At 72.8% G+C, this 17,577-nt stretch carries 17 protein-coding genes and 1 pseudogene; 12 read left to right on the plus strand and 6 right to left on the minus strand.

The genetic code is table 11. The annotated features are described in order from the left end of the window. The first annotated feature begins 25 nt into the window (after positions 1-25). Positions 26-2,548: an ATP-dependent Clp protease ATP-binding subunit gene (locus RNC47_RS24455; RefSeq protein ID WP_311601708.1), complete on the plus strand. Its 2,523-nt coding sequence runs from the start codon at positions 26-28 to the stop codon at positions 2,546-2,548. A 73-nt stretch (positions 2,549-2,621) separates the two neighbouring features. Here the strand turns inward: RNC47_RS24455 and RNC47_RS24460 are convergent, their stop codons facing one another. Both RNC47_RS24460 and RNC47_RS24465 read right to left on the minus strand, forming a co-directional pair. Continuing rightward, entirely contained in the window at positions 2,622-5,690 is a 3,069-nt protein-coding gene (locus RNC47_RS24460; protein WP_311601709.1) for an NACHT domain-containing protein, read from the minus strand. A gap of 39 nt (positions 5,691-5,729) precedes the next feature. Beyond that, complete coding sequence (locus tag RNC47_RS24465; RefSeq protein ID WP_311601710.1) at positions 5,730-7,217, minus strand: cellulase family glycosylhydrolase; 1,488 nt, start codon at positions 7,215-7,217, stop codon at positions 5,730-5,732. Positions 7,218-7,468: 251 nt separating this feature from the next. On the opposite strand from RNC47_RS24465, the gene RNC47_RS24470 reads away from it, so the two are divergent. Continuing rightward, positions 7,469-7,705: a hypothetical protein gene (locus RNC47_RS24470; RefSeq protein ID WP_311601711.1), complete on the plus strand. Its 237-nt coding sequence runs from the start codon at positions 7,469-7,471 to the stop codon at positions 7,703-7,705. An 86-nt stretch (positions 7,706-7,791) separates the two neighbouring features. Beyond that, positions 7,792-8,418, plus strand: coding sequence for a DNA-3-methyladenine glycosylase I (locus tag RNC47_RS24475; protein WP_311601712.1), 627 nt, complete (start codon positions 7,792-7,794; stop codon positions 8,416-8,418). Here RNC47_RS24475 and RNC47_RS24480 read toward each other — a convergent pair. After that, a pseudogene (locus RNC47_RS24480) lies at positions 8,415-9,338 on the minus strand (methyltransferase); the annotation flags it as partial. The gene RNC47_RS24475 and the pseudogene RNC47_RS24480 overlap by 4 nt on opposite strands. A 20-nt stretch (positions 9,339-9,358) precedes the next feature. Between RNC47_RS24480 and RNC47_RS37655 the strand changes: the two are divergent. The 4 genes from RNC47_RS37655 to RNC47_RS24500 are packed head-to-tail and all read left to right on the plus strand — an operon-like array spanning position 9,359 to position 12,125. Beyond that, positions 9,359-10,231: an Lrp/AsnC ligand binding domain-containing protein gene (locus RNC47_RS37655; protein WP_394814863.1), complete on the plus strand. Its 873-nt coding sequence runs from the start codon at positions 9,359-9,361 to the stop codon at positions 10,229-10,231. Positions 10,232-10,279: 48 nt separating this feature from the next. Next, positions 10,280-10,813: an isochorismatase family protein gene (locus RNC47_RS24490; protein WP_311601713.1), complete on the plus strand. Its 534-nt coding sequence runs from the start codon at positions 10,280-10,282 to the stop codon at positions 10,811-10,813. Between the two features lie 35 nt (positions 10,814-10,848). Then, positions 10,849-11,451, plus strand: coding sequence for an AMIN-like domain-containing (lipo)protein (locus RNC47_RS24495; protein WP_311601714.1), 603 nt, complete (start codon positions 10,849-10,851; stop codon positions 11,449-11,451). Positions 11,452-11,465: 14 nt separating this feature from the next. Further along, positions 11,466-12,125 (plus strand): formylglycine-generating enzyme family protein, encoded by a 660-nt coding sequence (locus RNC47_RS24500; RefSeq protein WP_311601715.1) that lies wholly within the window; start codon positions 11,466-11,468, stop codon positions 12,123-12,125. Positions 12,126-12,233: 108 nt separating this feature from the next. Here RNC47_RS24500 and RNC47_RS24505 read toward each other — a convergent pair whose 3' ends face one another. After that, a complete protein-coding gene (locus tag RNC47_RS24505; protein ID WP_311601745.1) occupies positions 12,234-12,893 on the minus strand; it encodes an acyl-CoA-like ligand-binding transcription factor in 660 nt (219 codons plus the stop codon). Between the two features lie 104 nt (positions 12,894-12,997). On the opposite strand from RNC47_RS24505, the gene RNC47_RS24510 reads away from it, so the two are divergent. The 3 genes from RNC47_RS24510 to RNC47_RS24520 all read left to right on the plus strand — a co-directional run bounded on the left by RNC47_RS24510 (position 12,998) and on the right by RNC47_RS24520 (position 15,758). Then, entirely contained in the window at positions 12,998-13,927 is a 930-nt protein-coding gene (locus RNC47_RS24510) for an oxidoreductase (RefSeq protein WP_311601716.1), read from the plus strand. Positions 13,928-14,079: 152 nt separating this feature from the next. Further along, positions 14,080-14,493, plus strand: coding sequence for a YciI family protein (locus RNC47_RS24515; protein WP_311601717.1), 414 nt, complete (start codon positions 14,080-14,082; stop codon positions 14,491-14,493). Further along, on the plus strand, positions 14,490-15,758 hold the full coding sequence (locus tag RNC47_RS24520) for an RNA polymerase sigma factor (RefSeq protein ID WP_311601718.1): 1,269 nt from the start codon (positions 14,490-14,492) through the stop codon (positions 15,756-15,758). Before RNC47_RS24515 ends, RNC47_RS24520 begins: the two co-directional genes overlap by 4 nt. Here the strand turns inward: RNC47_RS24520 and RNC47_RS24525 are convergent. Both RNC47_RS24525 and RNC47_RS24530 read right to left on the minus strand, forming a co-directional pair. Next, positions 15,755-16,015, minus strand: a complete 261-nt coding sequence (locus RNC47_RS24525) for a hypothetical protein (RefSeq protein WP_311601719.1) — start codon at positions 16,013-16,015, stop codon at positions 15,755-15,757. The two genes, RNC47_RS24520 and RNC47_RS24525, sit on opposite strands and share 4 nt — an antisense overlap. 108 nt (positions 16,016-16,123) lie before the next feature. Next, complete coding sequence (locus tag RNC47_RS24530; RefSeq protein ID WP_311601720.1) at positions 16,124-16,552, minus strand: hypothetical protein; 429 nt, start codon at positions 16,550-16,552, stop codon at positions 16,124-16,126. A 166-nt stretch (positions 16,553-16,718) separates the two neighbouring features. Between RNC47_RS24530 and RNC47_RS24535 the strand changes: the two genes are divergently transcribed. Continuing rightward, complete coding sequence (locus RNC47_RS24535) at positions 16,719-17,192, plus strand: carboxymuconolactone decarboxylase family protein (protein WP_311601722.1); 474 nt, start codon at positions 16,719-16,721, stop codon at positions 17,190-17,192. After that, a complete protein-coding gene (locus RNC47_RS24540; protein ID WP_311601723.1) occupies positions 17,192-17,569 on the plus strand; it encodes a DoxX family protein in 378 nt (125 codons plus the stop codon). The genes RNC47_RS24535 and RNC47_RS24540 overlap by 1 nt, the downstream gene beginning before the upstream one ends. Positions 17,570-17,577 lie beyond the last annotated feature (8 nt).

Below are 17,577 nucleotides of genomic sequence, written 5' to 3' on the forward strand. Positions count from 1 at the left end.
TGACCGCTCTGAGGAGCGATTAACGATGTTCGAGAGGTTCACCGACCGTGCGCGGCGGGTTGTCGTCCTGGCTCAGGAAGAAGCCCGGATGCTCAACCACAACTACATCGGCACCGAGCACATCCTCCTGGGCCTGATCCACGAGGGTGAGGGTGTCGCCGCTAAGGCCCTGGAGAGCCTCGGGATCTCGCTTGAGGCGGTCCGCCAGCAGGTGGAGGAGATCATCGGCCAGGGCCAGCAGGCCCCGTCCGGGCACATCCCCTTCACGCCCCGGGCCAAGAAGGTCCTGGAGCTTTCGCTGCGCGAGGCGCTCCAGCTCGGCCACAACTACATCGGCACCGAGCACATCCTGCTCGGCCTGATCCGCGAGGGCGAGGGCGTCGCCGCCCAGGTCCTCGTGAAGCTGGGCGCCGATCTGAACCGGGTGCGGCAGCAGGTCATCCAGCTGCTCTCCGGTTACTCGGGCGGCAAGGAGGCCGCCACCGCCGGCGCGCCCTCCGAGGGCACGCCGTCCACCTCCCTCGTGCTCGACCAGTTCGGTCGGAACCTCACCCAGGCCGCCCGCGAGTCCAAGCTCGACCCGGTCATCGGGCGCGAGAAGGAGATCGAGCGGGTCATGCAGGTGCTGTCCCGCCGCACCAAGAACAACCCGGTCCTCATCGGCGAGCCCGGCGTCGGCAAGACGGCGGTCGTCGAGGGCCTGGCCCAGGCCATCGTCAAGGGCGAGGTGCCCGAGACCCTCAAGGACAAGCACCTCTACACCCTGGACCTCGGCGCCCTGGTCGCCGGCTCCCGGTACCGCGGTGACTTCGAGGAGCGCCTGAAGAAGGTCCTCAAGGAGATCCGCACCCGCGGCGACATCATCCTGTTCATCGACGAGCTCCACACCCTGGTGGGCGCGGGCGCCGCGGAGGGCGCGATCGACGCCGCCAGCATCCTCAAGCCGATGCTGGCCCGCGGCGAGCTGCAGACCATCGGCGCGACCACGCTCGACGAGTACCGCAAGTACCTGGAGAAGGACGCGGCCCTGGAGCGCCGCTTCCAGCCGATCCAGGTCGCGGAGCCGTCGCTGCCGCACACCATCGAGATCCTCAAGGGCCTGCGCGACCGGTACGAGGCGCACCACCGCGTCTCGATCACCGACTCGGCCCTGGTGGCCGCGGCCCAGCTGGCCGACCGCTACATCTCGGACCGGTTCCTGCCGGACAAGGCCATCGACCTGATCGACGAGGCCGGCTCCCGGATGCGGATCCGCCGCATGACCGCGCCGCCGGACCTGCGCGAGTTCGACGAGAAGATCGCCAACGTGCGGCGCGAGAAGGAGTCCGCGATCGACTCGCAGGACTTCGAGAAGGCCGCCTCGCTGCGCGACAACGAGAAGCAGCTCCTGACCGCCAAGGCACAGCGCGAGAAGGAGTGGAAGTCCGGCGACATGGACGTCGTCGCCGAGGTCGACGAGGAGCTGATCGCCGAGGTCCTGGCGGCCTCGACCGGCATCCCCGTCTTCAAGCTGACCGAGGAGGAGTCCTCGCGTCTGCTCCGCATGGAGGACGAGCTGCACAAGCGCGTCATCGGCCAGGAGGACGCCATCAAGGCGCTCTCCCAGGCCATCCGGCGGACCCGCGCGGGCCTCAAGGACCCCAAGCGCCCCGGTGGCTCGTTCATCTTCGCCGGCCCGTCCGGCGTGGGTAAGACCGAGCTCTCCAAGACGCTGGCGGAGTTCCTCTTCGGCGACGAGGACGCGCTGATCTCCCTCGACATGTCGGAGTTCGGCGAGAAGCACACCGTCTCCCGGCTCTTCGGCTCCCCGCCCGGCTACGTCGGGTACGAGGAGGGCGGCCAGCTGACCGAGAAGGTGCGCCGGAAGCCGTTCTCCGTGGTCCTCTTCGACGAGGTCGAGAAGGCCCACCCGGACATCTTCAACTCGCTGCTGCAGATCCTGGAGGACGGTCGCCTGACCGACTCCCAGGGCCGGGTCGTGGACTTCAAGAACACGGTCATCATCATGACGACCAACCTCGGCACCAGGGACATCTCCAAGGGCTTCAACATGGGCTTCGCGGTGGCCGGCGACGTCGCCACCGGGTACGACCGGATGAAGGCCAAGGTCAACGACGAGCTGAAGCAGCACTTCCGGCCGGAGTTCCTGAACCGTGTCGACGACACGGTGGTCTTCCACCAGCTGACGCAGGACGACATCATCAAGATCGTCGACCTGATGATCGCCCAGGTGGACGACCGTCTCAAGGACCGGGACATGGGCATCGAGCTGTCGACGGAGGCCAAGCAACTGCTGGCCAAGCGCGGCTACGACCCGGTGCTCGGCGCCCGCCCGCTGCGGCGGACGATCCAGCGGGACATCGAGGACATCCTGTCCGAGAAGATCCTCTTCGGCGAGCTGCGTCCGGGCCACATCGTGGTCGTCGACACCGAGGGCGAGGGTGCGGACAAGGTCTTCACCTTCCGGGGCGAGGAGAAGTCCTCCCTCCCGGACGTCCCCCCGGTGGAGCAGGCGGCCAAGGGCGGCCCGAACCTCTCCAAGGAGTGAGCGACCGCTTCCGCTGAGAAGTGACCGGCGCCCCCGCGGCCCTCGCAAGAGGGCGGCGGGGGCGCCGTCGTTCTCAGTAACGGGGGGCTGGTGGGGCGGACACCTCGATGCGGTCGGGGAGGCCGTGGTCGGTGACCGAGTGGCCGGCGTCGACGGACGTCAGCTCGGGCAGCCGCGCAAGCGGGGAAAGGTTCTGAGGTGGATCGGCCAGGAATAGGGAGCGCAGCCCCGGGAAAGCGTCCACGAGCGGTGCCAGCTCTGGCGGTGACCCCACGAGCTCGAGGCGGGCGACCCCGGGGAGGGACACGCCAAGTTCGGCCGTGCTGCGCATGGCTTCCGGGCCGAGGACCAGGCAGTCCAGGGCCGGCAACTCCGCGATGGCCAGCCACTCTGACTCGCACAGGGGCCGGTCGCCCTGATGCAACAGCAGCTTTGTCAGCGTGGGCCAGGTGCCGAGACCGATCAGGTCGGGCCGTCGGGCGGGGAGAGACAGGTGCGTCAGCGGAGCTGCAGACGGCAGTCGGTCCAAGGAGGTCAGCTCGACGGCGGAGCCGAGGGCGAGCGAGCGCAGCCCGTTCAACCGCTCCAGACCGCCGAGGGTGACGGGAGGGGCCGAGGCGTCGAGGAGCAGCCCTTCGACGCCGGTTTCGGCCAGCTCGCTCAAGTCGGTGACCCCTGGGCAGTCGTCCAACGTCAGCCGGCGGAGAGCAGGGAAGGCGCGCAGCAGGCCCAGGTCCCGGAGCGAGGGGCACTCGCGGAGGCAGAGCCGCTGGATCGGGTGCTTCCCCAGGGCGTGGGTGATCTCCTCGGAGGTGAAGTCACCGCGGATGTCGACTATCCGCAGGCTCTTCAGTGTTCCGAGCAGCGAGAGCTCGGCGCGGCTGGTGGCGTAGAGCTCCGGCTCTTTGATGGCCGACAGGCGGGCGATGATCTCGTGAAAGTAGCGCTCGGTGTCGAACCGCTTCCAGGAAGTGGCCAGGGCGTGACGGATCTGGAGGGAGGGCTGATGAGTGAAGGCGCGCAGAGCGTTCAGCGCCGAGTCCGTGCCCATCCGGCTGGCGGTGGTGACCACGGCCGCAGCCTCGTGATCGGCCAGCCCTTCGGGGCCTGGCAGCAACTCCGCGACAAGGGAGCCGATTTCCGCTAGGCGCCAAGATTCCGCGTAGCACCGAGGTGGGAGATATCCCCGGGCGCGATTCTCCACCTCGGCTCGGATCTCCGGCGCGAGTTGCGTGGCGTGTTCCAGGCAGGCCGTGGCGAGAAGGTGTAGCCGCACGCCGTGTTCCGGGTCGGCGTCGCCGCGTTCGACCAATGCGCGGAGAATTTCCCCGCGTTGGACCGGTTGGGCATGGGCGACGGCCATTCGCACCACGTCCTCCCACTGGTCGAGGTGGGCCTTGTCGACCAGCGCGGGGAAGTGCTGCCATTCCACCATCTCGCGGGCACCGAGATAGTCCTGGAAGGTGCGGTGCACGAAGTCCACGGCGCCTTCGGCCGGTTCACGAAGCACGCCGGAGCGTTCGACGAGATGCTCCAGCACTCGGTCCGGTGAACCGAGTTGGTCGCCCTGGCGAATGGCCGGTAGGGCCTGGCCGATCAGTTTGGCGGCGAGCGAGGCGGACATCTCGAAGCGGCCGTTGGTGATCAGCCAGTACGCGAGCTTCTGCAGCAGCGAGATCTGCGTCTCGGCGTCGAGTTCGAGGGCGCCACGTGGCGGGTTGGGCCGTTCCCGGTCGCGACGTTCGAGCAGCATCGCCAGAGCAGCGTCGTAGAGCGCCTTACGGCCGCGCGGGAGGTGGCCGTTCCGCTCCCAGTGCAGAGCACAGATCAGCGCGCACATCAGCGGGCTGGCGGCAAGCGCGCTGAGATCGGAGCGGGCATGGATGAGGTCGAGCAGCGCCCGCTCGGTCTCGGGGCCGGCACCGATGGCACGGTGCCAGCGGTGCACGAACGCCTGGACGTCGGACCGGCTCATGGGGGAGAGCGTCAGTTCGGCGAACGCCTCCGAGCCGAGCCAGTCCTGGCGGACCGCCGACGGCCGGGCGGTGACCAGCCACAGATTGCCCGGGTAGGAGGCGTTGAGGCGGCGCACCCAGGCCCGGACCGCGTCCCGTTCGTCCTCCGGGATCTCGTCGATGCCGTCGACCAGCAACAGAGCGCGCCGGGCGGACAGCACCCGGTCCGTCCACCGCTCCGGCTGGGCGCCGGCCAGCGGGCAGTCGACGGCGGCTAGGAACCGCTCGGGGTCCGGCAGGCGCCGGCGGTCGCGGGTGAGCGTGCGCATCGGGAGAACGAACGGGACCCGGCCGATGAGCTGCGGCATGCCGGCGGCGAGATCCTGACGGGCGGCGGCGACGGCCACCCACTGGACGAGCGTCGTCTTGCCGGAGCCGGCCAGACCCCGCAGCAGCACCCGCTCGTGGCCGGCGAGGGCGCGCTCGGCGCGCTGTGGCGCGGTGTCCGGGTCCCCGTGGGTCTCCAGGCTCAGGTAGGCGTCGTCCAGTGGCCACTCCCGGGACTGGTGGAGGTCGAGGCCGTAGATCGTGAGCCGGCCGTGCTCGTGCTGGACGTAGCGCGCGTACCGCTCCTCGAACGCGGCGTCCTCCGCCGACCTGGACGGCACGCGCTCGATCAACAGGTCCACGGCGCGGCTGAGGTGGTCGAGCCGGCGGCTCTGCTCGACCAGGGTGCGGGCGACAAAGGTGGAGCGCTGGGTGAAGAAGTTCAGGATGTGCAGGCAGGCGGCGTCGAGGACCCGCCGGTAGAGCGGATCGTCGGCGATCGCGATGCGGCGGGCGAACTCCTCGTGCCCCAGCCGCACGGCCTGGACGTCGTCCATGGCGAGGTCCCCGAGCGCCGCGAAGGTGCGGGTCAGCAGCTCGGCGGCGGTCAGGACCTCGTCCTCGGAGGGCGCGTCGTGCGGCCCGACGCCGCGCACCGCCCGCCGCACCAACTCCCCGCACAGCCGGTCCAGGTCCGCCTGGACGAGGCTCCGCTTCTCGCCCCGGAACGACACCAGCGACGAGATCCGCACCGGCTGGTCCACCAGGCCGGCCCCTGGACCGTCCTGGCGGAACAGCCGCCGGATGAGTGGAGTGAACGCGCTCGACGCCAGCCGCAGACCCGCCCCCGCAAGTTCCATGACCTCAGCGTAGGTTGGGGCGGCTCCCGGGCGCTGGCGTCAGGCGCAGGTCGTGCCGTTGAGCGCGAAGGTGGCCGGTACGGCTGCCGCGCCCGAGGTGGTGGCGGTGAAGCCGAAGGACGCGGTGCCGCCGCCGGCGGAGAGCGTGCCGTTCCAGCCGACGTCGGTGGCGGTGACGGACCGGCCCGACTGGGTGAGGCGGGTGTTCCACGAGCTGGCGATCTGCTCGTTGCCGGTGAAGGACCAGCCGAGGGACCAGCCGTTGATCGGCGTCGTGCCGGTGTTGGTGATGGTGACGTTGGCCTGGAAGCCGCCGTTCCAACTGCTGGTGACGGCGTAGTTCACCCGGCAGGAGACGGTGGGTCCTGGGTTGCCGGGGCCGCCCGGGTCTCCGCCGCCCTCGCCGACGGGCAGCAGGTAGGGGTCCAGGAAGCGCTGCTTGTTGGTGTCGACGGTGGTCCAGTCGCCGTTCAGGATGCCGCCGGTGTCACCGGAGTTGGGGTTGAGGGACCAGTAGGTGAAGTCGATGCCGCCGGTGCCCGTGCCGAGGTACTGCATCAGCCGGGTGAGCCACTGCTGGTCCTTGACGGCGGTGAGGGTGCTGCCGAACTCGCCGAGCAGCACCGGGGCGGTGTCGGTGGTCTCCAGGTAACCCCAGTAACGGTCCCAGCGGGCCGGGAGGTTGTTCGGGAAGGACGGGTCGTTGAACCACGGCTGGGCGAAGACGGAGGTGGCGTACTCGTGGGCCGAGTAGACGAGTTTGTTCGGGTTGCTGAGGCGGACCGGGTGGTCGCGTGCACCCATCAGGTTGCCGCCCCACCAGTTGCAGTCGCCGTTGTAGCACTCGATGCCCTCGACGATGATCAACCAGTCGGGGTTGGCGGCGAGGATGGCGTTGCCGGCGCGCTCGGCGGCCAGCCGCCAGTCGGTCGACTGGGTGCCGGTGCCCCAGGTGGCGGCGCCGCGCGGCTCGTTGTGCAGGTCGGCGCCGACGACGGTGGCGTCGCCCCGGTAGCGGTTGGCCAGCATCACCCAGTCGTTGATCCAGCGCTGCTCGCTGTAGGCGGCGGTGTACCAGAGCTCGGACTGGCCGGTGGAGTCGGGGCGGTGCCGGTCCAGGACGACACGCAGGCCGATGTCGCCGGCGTAGCCGATGATCCGGTCCATGATCTGGAGCCCGCTCAGGCCCTGGAGGTCGGGGTTCCTGGTGTAGTCGATGCCGTTGGGGGTGGCGCCGGCGTCGAAGAGCTGGTTGGAGAAGGGCAGCCGGAGCGTGTTGTAGCCGAGCTCCTTCACCTGGTCGAGCATGTCCTGGTAGTTCCGGGCCCACAGGCCGTGGGGGGCGAAGGTGTCGGTCTCCATGCCGAACCAGTTCAGCCCGGTCATCCGCACCTCGTTGCCCGCGGCGTCGACGATCTGCCCGCCGGAGGTGGACCAGGGCCCGTCGCCCGGAGCGGCCTGGGCCGTGCCGGAGGACAGCAGGGCTCCGCTCACGGCGAGCACGGCCGTGAGCAGGACCGTGGCCACGCGTCTCGGCCAGGAGGCCAGGCGCGGTCTCCCTCTGTGGGCCTGTCTGTGGGCTTGTCTGTGGTGTTGCATCTGCGCACCTCGATTCCCATGGAATGGCGAATGGGAGCGCTCCCATGGCCGGATGGTGGTGGGGCGGGGCCCGCCTGTCAACGGTCCTCGCGTGTCGGGTCCGTCCGTCGGCCTCCGGTCGGGCGGGCGGAAAGGTGGGCGAGTGTGGTGAAACGCGACATAGTGGAGGTGAGGAGGCGATGGACGTGGCGGAGCACCTGATGCGGGCCGAGTACCTGGAGGGCCGGAACCGCGCCGGTGAGCGGGTGGTGAAGACGTGGCACATCGTGCGGGACGGCGGGGTCGAGGCGATGTGCGGGCGCGGGCTGGAGCCTGACGCGGAGGTCCGGTCGGACGAGGAGTGGGGGCAGCCGCCGGAGAAGGCGTGCCACACCTGCGGCGCCCTCTATCTGCGCGAGGTCCCCTACCGGGCCTAGACCGGATCCCCTACCGGGCCCGGGCCGGACGGGGCCTGGCCGGCCGTCCGGGTCGGTTGTCAGTGGTCTGGTGCACACTGCCCGGTATGAACGAGACGCTGGCGGTGGCAGGACCCGACGGGTTGCCGCGGTGTCCCTGGGGGGTAGCCCCGGAGGACTACCGGGATTATCACGACACCGAGTGGGGCCGGCCGGTGCGTGGGGACGACGAGTTGTTCGAGCGGCTGTGCCTTGAGGCGTTCCAGTCGGGCCTGTCGTGGTTGACGATCCTACGTCGTCGGGAGGGCTTCCGCAGGGCCTTCGCCGGCTTCTCGATCGCGCGGATAGCGACCTTCACGGAGGAGGACGCGGCCCGGCTGCTGGCCGATCCCGGCATCATCCGCAACCGGCTGAAGATCGAGGCGGTGCTGGCCAACGCCCGGGTGGCGGCGGAGTGGAAGCCGGGTGAGCTGACGGAGCTGATCTGGTCGCACGCCCCGGAGGCGGGGGACCGGTCGGCGCCCGGAAAGCCCGGGGACATCCCGGCCACCACCCCCGAGTCCACCGCCCTCTCCAAGGCGCTCAAGCGGCGCGGGTTCCGCTTCGTCGGCCCGACCACGGCCTACGCACTGATGCAGGCGTGCGGCCTGGTCAACGACCATCTGGCCGACTGCCACGTCCGTGGCGCGGTGGAGCGGGAGCGCAAGGGGAAGGGGGAAGGGGGCGCGGCCTAGGGTTCGGGGGCGAGGCGCCAGAGTGAGGTGACCTCGGCGGAGCGCGCCCGGTGGAGGGGGTCGGTGGCGTCCCTGGTCCGGCGGTGGGTCGGTCTGGTGTCGAGGCGGTCGACGACGCGGAGGCCGGCGGTGTCGAAGGCGGCGAGTAGCTGGTCCCGGTTGCGCAGGCCCAGGTGTTCCGCCAGGTCGGAGAGGATCAGCCAGCCCTCGCCGCCGGGGGCCAGGTGGTCGCTGAGGCCGGCCAGGAAGCCGAGCAGCATGCGGCCTTCCGGGTCGTAGACGGCGTGGTCGAGGGGCGAGTTGGGGCGCTCCGGCAGCCAGGGCGGGTTGCACACCACCAGGCCGGCCCGGCGGTGCGGGGGGTAGAGGTCGGCGTGGTGGACGGTCACCCGGCCGGCGAGGCCGAGGCGGGCCAGGTTCTCCCGGGCGCAGGCCACGGCGCGCGGGTCGTGGTCGGTGGCCGTGACGTGCCGGACGCCGCGCCTGGCCAGCACGGCGGCCAGCACGCCGGTGCCGGTGCCCAGGTCCAGGGCGCCGCCTTCCCGGGCCGCGGCCGGCAGCGGGGCCGTGGCCACCAGGTCGACGTACTCGCCGCGGACCGGGGAGAACACGCCGTGGTGCGGGTGGATCCTGGCGCCGCCGAGCGCGGCGACCGGCACGCCGCGGCGGCGCCACTCGTGGGCGCCGATCGCGCCGAGCAGTTCGGGCAGCGGGGTGACGGCGGTCCTGCCGTCCGGCGGCCCCCACGCCTCCGCGAAGGCGGCGGCGGTGTCCGGGCCTCGGCGCAGCGCCACGCGCCCGGCGCCGTCGAGCGGCACCAGCAGCCGGCCGAGCAGCGTGGCCCGCCTGGCGCGGGCGGCGCGGTGGGCGGCCCAGGTGGTGGCCGGCGGCTCGGCCGCCGCCACCCGGCGGCCGGGCCGCGTTCACCCGGATCGGCGAGGTGCTCGGCGTCTCGCATCGGACCGTCGCGCGCCGGTACCGGGCGCTGTGCGCCGCCGGGGTGCTGCGGGTGCGTGGCCTCCGGCACGCGCGCCGGACGGGCCAGGCCGAGTGGTCGTTGCGCCTGCGGTGTCGGCCGGCGGCGGCCGTCGAGGTCGCGCACGCCCTGGCACGCCGCCCCGACACCAGTTGGGTGGCGCTCACCGCGACCGCCGGCGAGGTGCTGTGCGCCGCCCGCACGGCCGCCGCCGTCGAGCACCACGCGCTGCTGACGCGCACGCTGCCGCGGACCCCCGAGGTGCGGGAGGCCGCCGCCCGTCTCGTGCTGCGGACCCATGTCGGGGACGCGGCCGGCCGGCAGGGGCGGCTCGCCGCGCTCGGCGCCGAGCAGGTCGCGGCGCTGCGCGGCCCGGCTCCGGAGGGGAGCGCGGATCCCGAGCCGTACCGCGCGGACGCCGCCGACCAGGCGTTGTTCGCGGCGCTCGCCGCCGACGGCCGGGCCACCGCCAGGGAGCTCGCCGCCCGGGCCGGCCGCTCGGAGAGCTGGGCCAGGGAGCGGGTCGAGCGGCTGCGGCGGCAGGGCGTCCTCTACTTCGAGGCCGATGTCGACGCGGCCAGGGTCGGCCACCACCACACCACCGTGCTGTGGCTCACCACCCCGCCCGCCCACGCCGAGGCCGTCGCGCGCGCCCTGACCACCCACCCCCCGGTGGTGTTCGCCGCCGCCACCACGGGGTCGAGCAACCTGATGGCCGCCGTGGTCACCCGCGACACCGACGCGCTGCACGGCTACCTCACCGGCCCGCTGAGCGAGTTGGCCGCCGTCACGCACGTCGAGTCGGCTCCCGTCCTCCGCGTCGTCAAGCGCCGCTGACGGGCGGGAGCAACTGCGCCGCGTCAACCGCCGTGCGAGGATGGGCCGGTGATCGCCGAGGCCCTCGTCGTGGTGGACATGCAGCGCGGTTTCCTGGCCGGCGGCGCCGAGCCGGTGGCCGACGCCGCCGGTCTCGCCACCCGGGTTGGCGCGCTCGTCGAGCGCGCCCGCCGCGCGGGCGTACCCGTGATCCACCTGCAGAACGACGGCGCACCCGGCGCGGTGGACGAGCCGTTCACCCCCGGCTGGGAACTGCTCGTCAACGAGCCGGCCGAGACCGTGATCCGCAAGACGGAGGACGACGGCTTCGCCGGCACCCCGCTCGGCGAACTGCTCGAAGGGCTCGGTGTCCGCCGGATCGCCGTCTGCGGCGTGCTCAGCGAGATGTGCGTCAGCGCCACCGCCCGCACCGCCCTCGCCCGCGGCCTCGGCGTCGTCCTCCCGCACGACACGCACGGCACGTATCCGCTCGCCGAGATCCCGGCTGACGTGGTCTCCCGGGTCGCCGAGCACGCGCTGGGCGACGAGGTCGAGCTGGTCCCCAGCGCGACCGCGGTGACCTTCGCGCCGGCGGAAGCGTGACCGCACCCGACAGTCCCACGATCAGAGGAGTCACCGTGCCACGTCACCGTCCCGGACACCGGTTCGCCGTCGCGGCCACGGCCGCCGCGCTCGTTCCGCTGCTGTTCGTGTCCGGGTGCGGCGAGGAGGGCTCCGGCGTCGCCGACGCCGGGCCGAGCGAGACGGATCAGCCCACGGACGCGGGCATCGAGACCGAGGACCCGGCCGACGCGGCGGTCGGCGACTGGGACGCCGAGCGCAAGGACCGGCCGGCCCAGGGGGCGGATGTGCCCCGGCTCACCGAGGTCGCCGTCACCGAGCACGAGGACCACGACCGCGTCACCTTCGCCTTCGACGGCAGCGCGCCACAGGTCATCGCCAGCTACGTCGACGAACCCCCGAGCGGGGACGTGGAGCCGCCGGAGCTGGCCGGTGCCCACAACCTCATGGTCGTCCTCGTCGGGGTCGACCAGGAGAGCGGCCTCGCGCCGACCGACCTCACCGACACCGTCCGCGAGGTGCGGGACTTCGGCATCTTCGAGGGCGAACTGCGCGTGGTCCTCGGCCTCGACACCCCCGGCGGTGGCGCCCCCGGCTTCCGGGTGACCGGCGCCGAGGACGAGGTCGTCGTCGACATCGCCCACGAGCAGGCCGGCTGACCGGGGGCGGCGGCATGGATCTCGTCACTGTCCCGGCCGGCCGGGTGACGCTCTCGGACCGGCGCACCGAGCGCCGCTGGACCGTCGACGTCGCGGCGTTCCAGCTCGCGCCGTTCCCCGTGACGCAGGCGGCGTACGCCCGGGTCACCGGCGAGTGGCCGAGCGCGGCGCGCGGCGCGGAGCTGCCCGTGGAGAGCGTGTCCTGGTGGGACGCCGTCCGCTTCTGCGACGCACTCTCCCGGAGCGAGGGGCTCACGCCCGCCTACCGCGTCGACGACGGGGGCGAGGGCGTCACGTGGGACCGCTCGGCCGACGGGTACCGGCTGCCGACCGAGGCCGAGTGGGAGCACGCCTGCCGCGCCGGCACCACGGGGCCGCGCTACGGGGACCTCGACGAGATCGCCTGGCACCGCGGCAACTCGGGCGAGCGGGTCCACGAGGTGGGCGGCAGGAAGCCCAACGCCTGGGGGCTGCACGACATGTTGGGCAACGTGTGGGACTGGTGCTGGGACCAGTACGACCCCGAGGTCTACGGCAGCTACCGGGTGTTGCGCGGCGGCGGCTGGTTCGACGAACGCTGGAGCTGCCGGGCGTCGGTCCGCCGCCGTAGCCACCCCACCTTCCGCACCGACGACGTCGGCTTCCGCCTCGCGCGGTCGGTCGTCACCCGCTGAGGCCGCCCGGGCCGGATGCCGCGCCGCTGCTCGCCGCTGACGATCCGGCGTCCTCGTGCGGTGGGCCGGCGGTCCCGTCGAGGACCAGCGCGGCGGTGAGCGCGGCCATCAACCCCTGCGCCCGGGCCGTGACGGTCGCGCGCCGGCGCCCGCCACGTCGACGATCCGGTCCGCGCGTCGGTCCGCGTCGAGCGCCGGGGCGATGAGCGTGAAGGCCCGGTCGGTCAGCGCGGTCGGGTCCTCGGTGCCCTCGCTCTCGCTCCACCGCCGCAGCACGGTGTCGAAGGCGGACAGCGCCATCCCGGCGGCCAGCCGGGGATAGAGGTCGGTGCCGGCGTCCAGACCGAGCCGGCGCGCCAGCTCCTCGGCCAACTCCTCCCGCCACCCCGCCTGCCGCTCCATGAAGCGCGCCAGCAGGGCGGGCGTGCGCAGGATCAGTCGCACCACCCGCAACGCCCGCTCGGCGTGGTCGGAACGGTCGGCGCAGGCGGCGAGCCCGGCCCCGACGGCGTGCCGCAGCGCCGCCGAAGGACGCTCCGCGCCGGGGCGTGCCGCCAACTCCGCGCGCATGCCGGCGCCGAGGTCGGCCAGGAACTGGACGACCACGTCCTCCTTGGACGCGAAGTACCGGAAGAACGTCCGCCGGGAGACGCCCGCCGCCGCCACGATCTCGTCGACGGTGACCGCGTCGTACCCCTTGGAGGCCAGCAACTGCAGCGCCGCCTCGGTCAGTTCGTTCGAGACGAGCTGACGCTTGCGTTCGGCCATGGTCACGTCGGGGCGGGAGCTCACCCCGTCAGCATAGCCGCCATGCCGCGCGCGGCACTCACGCGCACATTGACATTGAGTGCCACCAGAGGCAAGGTGTGCCCATGAGTGAGCGGCAGCGCTGGACCGCCGAGCGGATCCAGGACCAGACCGGGCGCGTGTTCGTCGTCACCGGGGCCAACAGCGGCCTCGGCCTGGCGACCACCCGCGCCATCGCCCGCGCCGGCGGGCACGTGATCCTCGCCGTCCGCGACGAGAGCCGGGGCGCCAGGGCGGCGGCCGGGATCACCGCGGCGCAGCCCGGCGCCGATCTCGAGGTGCGGCGACTCGACCTGTCCGACCTCGACTCGGTCCGCGCCTTCGCCGACCGGCTGCGCGCCGACCACCCGCGGCTCGACGTGCTCGTCAACAACGCCGGCGTGATGGCCCCGCCACGCACCCTCAGCGCGCAGGGCCACGAGCTCCAGTTCGCCTGCAACCACCTCGGCCACTTCGCGCTCACCGGCCTGCTGCTCGACCGCCTGGCCGCGGGCCGCGACCCGCGCGTGGTCACCGTCAGCTCGGTCAACCACCGCCAGGCCCGTATCCGCTTCGACGACCTCACCGGCGAGCGCGGCTACTCGCCCATGGCCTTCTACAACCAGTCCAAGCTCGCCAACGCCGTCTTCGGCGTGGAGCTCCACCGCCGCCTCACCGAGGCCGGCAGCCCCGTCGCCAGCGTGCTCGCCCACCCCGGCTACACCGCCACCAACCTGCAGACCAGCGCCACCGTCGGCCTCTGGCGGGTGCTGCTCGGCCGCCTCGGCAACCCGCTGCTCGCCCAGCCAGCGGACCGGGGCGCGCTGCCCCAGCTGTACGCCGCGACCGAACCCGGCGTGGCGGGCGGTGAGTTCATCGGCCCCGGCGGCCCCGCCGAACTGCGCGGCGCCCCGACCCGGGTGCGGCCGGCACCCCGCGCCACCGACCCCGAGACCGGGCGCCGGCTCTGGGAGCTCTCGGAACGGCTGACCGAAACCCCCTTCCACCTGGGCTGATGCGCCGGGACGCCTCGTCGGGAAAAAATCTCGAAGAAAATCCGCGCCCGATGTCGAGAACCACGGCCCGGCTCCGACGTCTCATGTGAGAGGCGCCCGAGAGGGGCGCCGAGGAGCCCGGCCCGAGCGGCCGACCGAGGAGAAGACGAGCCATGAAGTACCTGGTGATGGTCTACGGCAAGCAGGCCGACTACGACGCCATGAACGGCACCCCCACCCCCGGCCACCCCGCCTACAGCCAGGCCGACCTGGGCGCCATGTTCACCTTCATGGAGTCGCTCAACAACGACCTCGCCGAGTCCGGCGAACTCGTCGAGGGCCAGGGCCTGACCGAGCCCAAGCAGGCCATCGTGATCACCGGCGGCCCCGACGGCAAGCCCGTCGTCTCGGACGGCCCCTTCGGCGAGACCAAGGAGGTGTTGGCCGGCTACTGGGTGCTGGACTGCGCCAGCGTCGAGCGCGTGACGGAGATCGCGAAGCGCGTCTACCAGTGCCCGTCTCCCGAGGGCTCGATCATCCCGGACGTCGTCGTCCGCCCGATCGCGGAAGCCCCGGCCGAGGCGTGACCGCCACCCCGTCCGAGGACCTGCTGCGCCGCCTGGCGCCGCAGGTCCTCGGGGCGCTCGTCCGCCGCCACGGCCACTTCGACGCCGCCGAGGACGCGGTGCAGGAGGCGCTGCTGGCCGCCGCCCAGCAGTGGCCGGCGCACGGCACCCCCGAGAACCCGCGCGGCTGGCTGATCCGTGTCGCCTCGCGCCGGCTGCTCGACGAACTGCGCGCCGAGACCGCCCGTCGGCGTCGGGAGGAGACCGTCGCCGCCCTCACCCCGGCCGACGACCTGCACGCCCCGCCGCCCGGCGAGTCACGCCACCCGCGCGAGGACGACACGCTGACGCTGCTGGTGCTCTGCTGCCACCCGGCCCTGTCGACCGCCTCGCAGATCGCGCTGACCCTGCGCGCCGTCGGCGGCCTGACCACCGCGGAGATCGCCCGCGCGTTCCTGGTCCCCGAGTCGACGATGGCGCAGCGCATCAGCCGCGCCAAGAAGACCATCAAGCAGGCGGGCGCCCGGTTCGCCACCCCGAGCGCCCATGAGCTCCCGGCCCGGCTCACCCCCGTCCTCCGGGTGCTCTACCTCGTCTTCAACGAGGGCCACACCGCCACCTCGGGGCAGGCGCTGCACCGCGCCGAGCTGGCCACCGAGGCCATCCGGCTGACCCGTGCCCTGCGCCGACTGGTGCCGCACGACGGCGAGGTGACGGGCCTGCTCGCGCTGATGCTGCTGACCGACGCCCGCCGCGACGCCCGCACCGGCACCGGCGGCGAGCTGATCCCGCTGGCCGAGCAGGACCGCACCCGCTGGAACAAGCACGCCGTGGACGAGGGGACCGAGCTGGTCGGCGCCGCGCTCGCCGCCCCCGGCCCGCTCGGCCCCTACCAGGTCCAGGCCGCCATCGCCGCCGTGCACGACGAGGCGGCCGGGCCCGAGGACACCGACTGGCCGCAGATCCTCGCCCTCTACGACGTGCTGGCCGAACTCGCCCCCGGCCCGGTGACCGAGCTCAACCGCGCCGTCGCGGCCGCCATGGCGCTCGGCCCGCGCGTCGGGCTCGACCGGCTGGCCGCGCTCGACGCGGACGGCACGCTCGCCGACCACCACCGCCTCGACGCGGTGCGCGGCCACCTGCTGGAGATGACCGGCGACCACGAGGCCGCCCGCGCCGCCTACCAGCGCGCCGCCGCCCGCACCCTCAGCGTCCCGGAGCGCCGCTACCTCCAGCTGAAGGCGGCGGCCCTTGCGCCGCCGTCGGGCAGCGGCACGCGCACCTAGCGCATGAACTGCGCGACGCGGGTCGTCGGCCGCCGGTTGCGCGAGGCGGCGTGCGACATCGGGTGGTGCAGCAGCGCGAACGAGCCGGCCGGGCCCGTCACCTCCACGGTCTCCAGGTGGGTGATCCGCTTCCACCCGTGGTGCAGCGCCCGGCCGTCCGCGCCGGCGGCCCGGGCGGCCCGCACCTCCTCCGGCGTGAACAGGAAGTCCATCCCGGGCGGCACCGAGGCGTCGACGTGCGGCTCCAGGCGCAACACCTCGTCGCCCGGTAGAGCCGCTCGTTGCCCATCAGCCGCAGCAGCTCCGGGGTGTCCCAGGTCTGGTCGCCACCCGACGCCCGCCCGACGCCGACTCGGCGGCCTCCTTCAGGCTGGGCCACCCTGAAGTCTCCCGGCCTCCCCGGCCCCTGGCAACGGCGCCGAGCGGCGGCGCTCGTCGGCCGAGCACGGGTCGCAGAGCGCGGTGATCCACGTGCCGTGCCGCCCGCCGCCGAACCTCGGCTGGCCTGGCCGCCCGCACAGCTCGCACGTGCGCTCCGAGTCCCGCTCCGCCGCCTCCGTGAGCCGGGCCGCCGCGTCCATCCAGTGACCGTCGAACTCGCCCGCCTCGTCGAAGCGCTCGGCCACCCATATCCGCAGGCCGCCGAGGCGCCGCTCGCACACCTCGATCCGGTAGTCGGGCGCCAGCTCAAGCAGCCGCCGATGCAGCCCCTCGAGCAACGCCGCCCAGCCTGGGCCGACGGTGTCGGCCCAGGCTGGCAGCTGCTGGTTCTCCCGGAAGGCGGGAACGCTCATACCCACCATCATCGCCGGAGGCACTGACAATCCGTCGCGCGATCCGTCGCGATCGCGTCGCACCGGCGACGGGGAGACGCGGGTCACATCCGCCCGTGTCACAGGGCGTCGGGCTACCTCGTCTCGGGGGTGTAGCCACCCACTCACGAGCACCGAGGAGCACACCATGGACGCGCGACTGAACTACTTCGCCAGCCCGACCGCCGGCAAGGCGCTCAAGTACTTCATGTCGGCGGGCAAGGCGCTCAAGGAGTCGCCGCTGCCGGCCGCCACGCAGGAGCTGGTCGCGCTGCGCGTCAGCCAGATCAACGGCTGCGCCGTCTGCCTCGACATGCACACCAAGGAGGCCGCCGCGGCCGGCGAGACCGCGGTCCGGCTGAACCTGGTCGCGGCGTGGCGGGAGGCCACCGTCTTCACCGAGGCCGAGCGCGCGGCGCTGGCGCTGGCCGAGGAGGGCACCCGCGTCGCGGACGCGGCCACCGGGGTCAGCGACGAGGTGTGGGAGCTGGCCGCCAAGCACCACGACGAGGGGCAGCTCACCGCGCTGGTGATGCTCGTCTCCTTCTTGAACGCGGTGAACCGGCTGAACATCATCACCCAGCAGCCGGCCGGCGGCTACGAGGTCGGGCAGTTCCACTGATGAACCTCGCCCTGTGGATCGGCGCCGGACTGCTGGCCGCCGTCGCCCTGACCGGCGGCATCACCAAGACCTTCGTCCCCGTGGAGAAACTGGCCGCGGCCTATGGCGGCGGATGGACCGGGGACGCCGGCGCCGGCCCCGTCAGAACCCTCGGGATCCTGGAGCTCCTGGCCGCCGTCGGCCTGATCCTGCCCGCCGCGGTCGACATCGCGCCTGCTCTGGTGCCGGTGACCGCCCTCTGCTGGGTCGTGCTCATGCTCGGCGCGACGATGACCCACGGCCGGCGCGGCGAGTTCGCGCTCGTCGCGCTGAACGTGGTCTACCTCGCCCTCGCGGCGTTCGTGGCCTGGGGCCGCCTCGGCCCCGAGTCCTTCTAGCGAAAGGG

This window comes from Streptomyces millisiae, from assembly GCF_031845425.1.
GTDB classification, from domain to species: domain Bacteria; phylum Actinomycetota; class Actinomycetes; order Streptomycetales; family Streptomycetaceae; genus Streptomyces; species Streptomyces millisiae.